This is a genomic window from Nostoc sp. XA010 (assembly GCF_020829625.1).
GTDB lineage: Bacteria > Cyanobacteriota > Cyanobacteriia > Cyanobacteriales > Nostocaceae > Nostoc.
Window position 1 is genome coordinate 1 of sequence record NZ_JAIVFX010000099.1, and the last position, 6381, is coordinate 6381.

At 41.4% G+C, this 6381-nt stretch carries 5 protein-coding genes and 1 pseudogene; 2 read left to right on the top strand and 4 right to left on the bottom strand.

Annotation, left to right across the window (positions count from 1 at the left end; genetic code table 11):
- Nucleotides 1–263: 263 nt before the first annotated feature.
- A complete protein-coding gene (locus tag LC608_RS35925) occupies nt 264–1460 on the top strand; it encodes an HlyD family efflux transporter periplasmic adaptor subunit (protein WP_229558064.1) in 1197 nt (398 codons plus the stop codon).
- A gap of 113 nt (nt 1461–1573) precedes the next feature.
- Here LC608_RS35925 and LC608_RS37140 read toward each other — a convergent pair whose 3' ends face one another.
- Entirely contained in the window at nt 1574–1939 is a 366-nt protein-coding gene (locus tag LC608_RS37140) for a glycine zipper domain-containing protein (protein WP_267871331.1), read from the bottom strand.
- On the opposite strand from LC608_RS37140, the gene LC608_RS35930 reads away from it, so the two are divergent.
- Entirely contained in the window at nt 1854–2048 is a 195-nt protein-coding gene (locus LC608_RS35930) for a hypothetical protein (protein ID WP_229558065.1), read from the top strand. The genes LC608_RS37140 and LC608_RS35930 overlap by 86 nt on opposite strands.
- Before the next feature lie 173 nt (nt 2049–2221).
- Here the strand turns inward: LC608_RS35930 and LC608_RS35935 are convergent, their stop codons facing one another.
- The 3 genes and pseudogenes from LC608_RS35935 to LC608_RS35945 all read right to left on the bottom strand — a co-directional run.
- The gene (locus LC608_RS35935; RefSeq protein ID WP_229558066.1) at nt 2222–3397 is read right to left on the bottom strand and encodes a LysM peptidoglycan-binding domain-containing protein; all 1176 of its coding nucleotides are present in this window, start codon (nt 3395–3397) and stop codon (nt 2222–2224) included.
- Nucleotides 3398–3620: 223 nt separating this feature from the next.
- Entirely contained in the window at nt 3621–6146 is a 2526-nt protein-coding gene (locus LC608_RS35940) for a peptidase domain-containing ABC transporter (RefSeq protein WP_229558067.1), read from the bottom strand.
- Nucleotides 6147–6155: 9 nt separating this feature from the next.
- Nucleotides 6156–6254, bottom strand: a pseudogene (locus LC608_RS35945) (peptidylprolyl isomerase); the annotation flags it as partial.
- Between the last annotated feature and the right edge of the window lie 127 nt (nt 6255–6381).

Sequence of the window (6381 nt, forward strand, 5' to 3'; positions counted from 1 at the left end):
GTAGAATTCTGGTAACATTATCATTAAATAGAGCTTGTTGCGAATGAATGCTCTTTTTCTTTTACCACAAATTGCTACACTCTTTGCAATATAAGCATTCTAAACCATTTTGTCCCCCCGCAAGGATCATCGCAGTTCATATTTGTTGTGAACTTGGCAAATGGGCTTCTTATTTCCAATCCAACTGATTGCTTGTCAAGTTTCGTGCTATTGGGGTTGCTGGTTAGTATGATAAAGACAAACACATTAGCGATATTAAAGATATGAAGCTTCCCTTAGCTTCGTCTTCATCTCAAACTCGGCAGACAAGAGAGCAGTTTGCTAATCCAGACGCTTACCTAGATTATGAATTAGGTAAGTCCGTGCAACAGTTACCGCCTCTTTATACAAGATTGGTGGCGGTGAGCTTAAGCTTAGGGTTATTTGGTGCAATCGCTTGGGCAGCTTTTAGTAAAGTAGATGAAGTTGCTGTAGCTCACGGTGAGATCATCCCCTCCGAGCAAGTTCAACCAGTGCGATCGCTTGGTGGTGGCATCATTCAATCTATTAACGTCAAAGAAGGTCAGCAAGTTAAAAAAGGCGAGCCTCTCATATCGCTGGACTCAAAACAATCCCAAGTAGATATTAACGGACTCAGACAACAAGCTGGGTTGATTCGCGCAGATATCCGCCGTGCGAATGAGGCAACAGCTAAGGGTCATCAAGCACGTCTCAAAGAAGCTGAAATTGAACTGAAGCGGCTGCAAGATAACCTTAAATCTGCCAAACGGGATGCGAATAGGCTACGTCGTTTGGTCGGTGCTATACCCCGATTAGATTATGAACACGCTCAAGATAAAGCCAGAGACATACAAAAAAGTATTGCTGTTCAACATAAAAGAATCCAGCAACTGCAAGAAGATTATAAAAGTGAAAACCTTTCACAATTGAGTAAGCGTCAGGAGGAATTGCAGACTGTACAGAGGCAATTAGATCAGTCTATGGAGCAATTACAACAGCAGGTTATAAAAGCTCCAATTTCTGGCACAATTTATAATATTAACGTCAACGCAGGTAAAGGGACAGTACAATCTAGTGAAGAATTATTGTCAATTCTGCCATTCGGCAAAGAACCTGTATTAGAAGTTTATCTGCCAAACCAATATCGAGGATTTGTTGATGAAGGCATGAAAGCAAAAGTTAAGATAAATGCCTTCCCTTATCAAGAATTTGGCATTATTGATGGAGCAGTAATTTACGTTAGTCCAAATGCAGTTGTTAAGGATAAAACTTCTGGTAAGTCAGTTTTTCCTACTAGAATTAAGCTGAATAGATTATCTGTGGTGGCAAGAGGACAAGAGAAGAAATTAACTTCTGGAATGGAAGCAACGGGGGAAATTGTCATGCGCCAGAAGTCAGTTTTGAGCTTATTGATTGAGCCAGTTACACGGAAATTTGATGAGGTATTTTCTCAAAAATAAGATTGTTGAGTTGAGAAATTTTGTGATAATTAAGAGCCTTAGATCCCCGACTTCTTTAAGAAGTCGGGGATATTTTTATTCACAAATAATTTAGGGCATCCATAAATAATTAGTTACCCGAAAAATTTATTCCATGCCTTCTTAGCTCCTCCTACTATCGCTTTCCCTGCTTTTTCCGCTCCTTGTTCTATATCATCACCCCACGCGCTCCCAGCGACACCACCAATAACACCTCCCACAACAGTTCCAACTCCAGGAAAAATTGCCGAACCAATTGCCGCACCAGCCGCAGCACCACCCCATGCACCAGCAACACTACCTGCTTCCTTGCGAAATTCCTTTCCAAATCCATGTTTCTTATAAGCACTTCCTAACTGCCAGGTATCAAGTGCAATGCCAACGGGCGCAGCTACTCGACTAGCTCCTCGAAGTACACCTTTAGTAACTCCTGATTGTGTAACTTTTCTGGTGACTCCCAGTGTCTTATTAGCAGCAGAAGAGTTTCTAACAATGTTAGCGCGTCGAGCTACTGCTGTTGCTGGTCTAGTGTTTTTAACAGTGTTGGCGGCTTGCAGTGTCCGATTATAGAGTCTCGATTCTCTAACTGCTTTAGATACGCGAAGTGTTCCTTTAGCTACGCGGTATTCTGCTTTTGTTTTAGCTGCTTGCAGTGTCTTTACGACTCGTATTTTACGTGATTCGGAATTAAGAGCGAAATGTGTAAAAGCTTTTTTTGCAGGCTTACCGTTTACATCTAGAGCTTAGTTGCTTTTAGGATTTTGCACACGTGCATATTGATGCCAACCTGGACGACGTTTTGGTAAACCGACTTTTCTTTCTCTCGAAATTCTGACTTCAGCGTCTTTATTTACATTCCTCCAAAGCTGAGTTTTACTAAGGTTACGGTTACCCTTACCCCCGTGAACTATTGTAATAGAGGTAGTTCGCGTTAAAGGTATCCGTGTTCTTTTAGCTTCTTTAGCCGCTTTTTGATAACCCCCCCGTCTTAATTCAAAAATAGTTTCCTTTTGCCAGTTGTTAGCCTTTAACACTCTTGCCAAATCAGAGGTACTTATTTGAGAGCCAGTAACTTTATGTTCTAGTTGTCTAGAAATATCTTGAAGCTGTTTAGAAACCTTGTGATTATGTGAAAACTCCTGTAATAGATTTATATCTCCTCTGCTTAGAGGACGACCGACTAACCTGACAACGTCCTTTGCCCGCGTCACTTTAACTTTTGCGTTTGCTGCTGATAATAAGCTTTTGTTTACAAAGTTTCCTACGGCAATTCCTTTGACTGTTCCATTAATTAGCGCATTATTCGACCAAGCATCAGATGAATCTTGAGACCTAGTGCTTCTAGCTGAGTGGCTGGACTCATTGGGGTCTTGATGGCGCGTTGTACCTCCAGCACCAAGTAGATTTGCAGATACCTGAGAGGTTCTAGAAAAGTATGTAGGTGAAGCACTAGGCAGGCTGGTACGAGAGGTATGAGTAGAGCCTGAAGTAAACTCACGACGAGTTATGCCTTTGCTTTCACTATTTAGGTGATGTATCTGAGAAAAAGAATTAACATGATGCGATTTTGTTGTCGTCGGTTTCGTCCAAGGAACAGAGACGAGCGTCCCGACTTGAAGATGCCTAACTTCTTGCGGTTTAAATCGGCTTCCATCGGCTTTGCGTAATTCTTGCCAACGACTACCATTACCAAGCTTTTTCTGAGCAATTTCCCAGAGAGTATCACCCCGACGAAGGCTAACAGTATTATTGACAGGCTTGCTAGCAAGAGAACTTTGTTTGACAGGATTAGACTGAGGTGTGCTACTGAAGGTTGTACGGGTATGGGATGAAATACGAGGATGTGATGTAGTTAATCCTGCGCCAGAACCTTTGGAACTTTTGCCTGAAATCTTTTTATTCTCTTCTGACTGAAGCATTGCTCTCAGACTCCTATCTTAAAAGTTTTGCTGACAATGGTCTGTTTTAAGTTTTTGACAAAGCTAAAAATGCAGTGTCTGAATAGCTGCAAACTTAGCCTTTTTATCAAAAATAGATACTAAATAAAACTAAAAATAAGTATAAAATACTTACTTTTATTTCCCCAGCAATCTTACTAAATTCTGCAATCTGTCATAAATCTTAACTTTCTCAAGTTTGCTATCACACAGCACTAAGTTGCCGTTGATACAGAGTAAAGTATACGCCTCTTTTCTCTAGCAACTCTTCGTGTGTGCCTTTTTCCACAATTACTCCTTTTTCTAGTACTAAAATCAAATCTGCTTGTTTTAAAGGTGCGAATCGGTGGGCAATCATGAATACAGTGCGATCGCCTGAAACTTGCTGTAAGTTCTGCAATACTTTTTGCTCTGTCTCACTATCCAAGCCAGTTGTCGCTTCGTCCAAAATTAAAATCGGTGCTTGCGAAAGAAATAAACGCGCCAATGCCAGGCGTTGTCTTTGACCTCCCGATAGAGAAATTCCCCGTTCTCCGATATTTGTTTCATATCCATGAGGTAGTTCGCTAATAAAATCATGGGCTACCGCCAACCGAGCCGCTTCTATAATCTGTTGTGGTGTAATGTCTGCTTCACTAAGAGCAATATTTTCTAGAATGGAACCGTTAAAGAGAAAATCCTCTTGTAAGACAACAGTAATTTGTTGCCGTAAAGAACCAATATCAACGGTTTTTATATCAAAATCATCAATTGTGATTGAACCTGATTCTGCTTGGTAAAGTCGTTGTAAAAGCTTGGAAAGGGTACTTTTACCCGAACCACTACGTCCGACTATTCCCACAAACATTCCTGGTTGAACTGTAAAGGAAATAGCTTTCAAAACAGGTTCTTGTTCAGGTTGATAACGAAATACCACTTGCTCAAAACTGACTTTACCCTTGAGGGGTGGTAAAGCTACACCTGATCCTGCTTCGGCTTCTGGTGAGGTATTGAGAATATCTCCTAGCCGATCTACAGATAGCAAAACTTGCTGAAATTCCTGCCATAGTTGCACTAAACGCAGCAGTGGATCTGTTACCCGCGCTGCCAGCATTTGAAATGCAACTAATGCCCCAATTGTCATTTGTTGGTTAATAACTAATCTTGCACCAAACCACAAAATAATTAAGTAAGAAAAATTGGTGAGAAAGTCGCCGATATTACCGCCGATGTTAGAAGTTGTGGAAGCTTTAAAGCTGGTGCGGACGTAACGAGCAAATAACCCTTCCCAACGTTTACGAGATTTACGTTCTGCGGCGTGAGCCTTCAGCGCATGGATTCCTGTCACCGCCTCAACTAAAAAAGATTGGCTATCAGCACCACGATCAAAGGTTTGATTGAGCCAGTGACGGAGAATTGGTGTGGCAACTAGAGTCAGGATAGCAAATAGGGGAATTACAGCTAAAGCAACCCAGGTGAGGGTGAAGCTGTAAGAAAACATCAGCACTAGATACACCACTGAAAAAATACTGTCGAGAATGATAGTTAAGGCTGTACCGGTGAGAAAGGAACGAATATTTTCTAATTCCTGCGCTCTGGCAACAGTATCGCCTACCCTTCGAGACTCAAAATAAGTTAAAGGTAGGCGCATCAGGTGACGAAACAATTGCGCTGATAAGCTCAAATCGAGGCGGTTAGCAGTGTGAGTAAAGATAAATAGCCGCAGAATGCCAAAAATTGCTTCGAGGATCGCAACCCCAAAAAGTGCGATCGCCATGACATCAAGAGTGCCGAGGTTTCCGTAAACAATGGCTCTATCAATAATAAATTGAGTGATGATTGGCGTTGCTACCCCCAACAGTTGCAAAGCCAAAGAAACTAATAGCACTTCTGCCATTAATCTCCGGTAACGCCAAATTGCGGGTACAAACCAACTGAGGTTGAATTTTTCTTGTTGTTGGATTGGTTCTACTTGCCAAAGTTGCCCATGCCAATTTTCCTCAACCATTGCTTGAGGAATACTTTCGCAAGTTTGATTCAGGTTGATGGGGTTGGCGATAATTAAGCGATTACCCTTAACGCCATAGGCGATAATCCAGTCAAGTTGATGCCATTGCAGCAAAGCGGGAAAAGATAGCTGACGCAAATCGTTCCAACTAACTTCTAACTGTCGCAATTGCAGCCCTAATTTTTCGCCTGCCTCTACAACATTATTAGGATGTTGCCCTCTGAGTTGACGCTGTACCGACTCTAATGGCAAAGGATTTTGCAAATATTGAGCTGCCATTGTTAAACAAGCAGCAGCTGTGTTAGGGCTACAGACAAAGGGATACCCCGATACTGGCTGAGGCTTGTTAGGATCGTGAGGTTGATAATGCGATCGCTGCTGAATCCAAAAGTGAGAAGTTTCTTCTGATGAAATTTCCTTCCAAACTGCTGCATTCCAGCACACTAACACTACATCTTTGCTTGATGCTACGGCTTTAAATTGTCCAGAAAGATTAAGTAAATCTCCAAACCAATTGCCTGCTGATAGTGTTGCTAATGAGTTTGATTTTCCTTCTTCTCTAAGACATACTCTACCCGCGACAATTAAAAATTGTTCTCTTTCTCCTAAGTTATCTGTAGACCAGATTACTTTTCCTAATCCATACTTCCGAGTTTCAGCATGATTTTTCAACTGAATTTGTTGCTGGGGGTTTAACAAGCAAAAAGGTAAGTCTTCCCATTTTATATCAGCTTGTAAATTCATAATTTATTCCTAGAAATCTACTTGCAGCTTGACATCAATGTTTTGAATTCTGTCGTCTAACCATTTTTCAAACAGTTCATCTTCTAGTTGTTGTTTCAGCTGTTCATCTATAGCGGTTATCAGTCTTCTGAAGTACAGTAGCAGCAGTGAGTAAACCAACCCAGTAAATTCTCTATCGTCACTTCTGCGAATGCCGCATCTAATGCCTTAAGTAAATCAGGATATGTCCTTGCAC